This window comes from Mesorhizobium sp. M2A.F.Ca.ET.067.02.1.1, from assembly GCF_004023285.1.
In the GTDB taxonomy this organism is placed as follows: domain Bacteria; phylum Pseudomonadota; class Alphaproteobacteria; order Rhizobiales; family Rhizobiaceae; genus Mesorhizobium.
Window position 1 is genome coordinate 1 of the sequence record NZ_RZSB01001145.1, and the last position, 1234, is coordinate 1234.

Below are 1234 nucleotides of genomic sequence, written 5' to 3' on the forward strand. Positions count from 1 at the left end.
AATTCAAGCTGCTCGGCAACGGGCTCGCCGATGCGAAGCGACGAGAGCCCGTAAAAGTCGAGGTTGCCGCCCTTCTCTTCTATGCATTGCCGGGCGTCGATCTTCAGATACGCTGCGAAGCGCCCATTGGAAAAGAAGTCGTATATCCAGCTTCTGACTTCTTTCGGCAAACTGGACATAGTCTACTTGGCGACCATCGAAGCAAGCTGACGAAACGCATCGTCGACATGTTCGCCCGATAGCGCGCTCGTCAGATAGACCTGCCATCCACGTTGCTTGAGTTCGTCGATCTCGCCCTCCGGTATCGCCCACCGATCGGTCAGGTCGGATTTGTTGAACAGCAATATGAACGGCATGGCACCGAATTCGGCCTCGCACCGTTCACGCAGCGTGAGCGCCACGGCAAGAGTGGCTGGCCGGGTTCCATCGGCGACAAGCACGAGCCCGGTCGCGCCTCGCACATAGCTGACGCGGAACGAACCGATATCGTCTTCGCCGGCCAGGTCCCACAAGATCAAGTCCACGGTCTTGTCCGGAAACGCGACGCTTTTCTTGTCGATCTTGACGCCGACCGTGGTCAAGTAGTTTTCCGAGAAGATGCTTTGGACAAACCTGCGCACCAGGCTCGTCTTGCCGACGGCGAACCCGCCCAACATGCAGATCTTTTTTTGCAGCATCCCGGGCTCCGCACTACTCCAGGTTCACCGTAACCGAAACCCGGCGGTTGGTGGAGTTCCCAGTTCGGCTATTTTCGTTTTCGGGTACCGCCGGCTCAAAGGTGCCGGCGCCCCGAACCAAGAGCAGTTCCGGAGCGACGCCGCGCTTGTTGAGAAGCGCGCGAACTGTCTCGGCGCGGGCAGCGCTGATCGAGGCGTTGGCCGTCTCACGACCCGTTGTGTCCGAATGGCCGGTCAACATGAACCGCGCTGTCACGCCTGCCTTGCGGGCATTTTCGGCGAATTCCTTCAACTGATCAGCCAATCTGTCGAGCACCGGCGTCTGCTCCGGTCCCGGGACAACTCTGCCGGAAGAGAAGAAAATATCGGTCGTCTGGATGGCCTCTCTCAACTGATTAAGCTCTGCAAGGTTCAGCTCGCGCAACTGCGAGACATCCAGAACCACTCCGTCCGCCGAAAGTTGGTCGGCGGCGGCCTGCGCCCGGCTGATCCAGCCGGCAGGTGCCTCGCCCACGACAACGATGCGACTCTGGATGATCGAAAGCCGAACCGATTTC

At 59.4% G+C, this 1234-nt stretch carries 2 protein-coding genes; both read right to left on the reverse strand.

Annotated elements, in window-relative coordinates:
* Positions 1-182: 182 nt before the first annotated feature.
* Positions 183-677 carry a Rab family GTPase gene (locus EOA28_RS36225; RefSeq protein ID WP_127249232.1) on the reverse strand — a complete coding sequence of 165 codons (495 nt, stop codon included), beginning with the start codon at positions 675-677 and terminating at the stop codon, positions 183-185.
* Positions 678-690: 13 nt separating this feature from the next.
* A partial coding sequence (locus tag EOA28_RS36230; protein WP_148671125.1) for an OmpA family protein occupies positions 691-1234 on the reverse strand: 544 nt, incomplete at its 5' end.

Excerpts from the sequence above, each read along its gene's own strand:
- EOA28_RS36225 (WP_127249232.1), bottom strand. The coding sequence starts at position 677 with ATGCTGCAAAAAAAGATCTGCATGTTGGGCGGGTTCGCCGTCGGCAAG.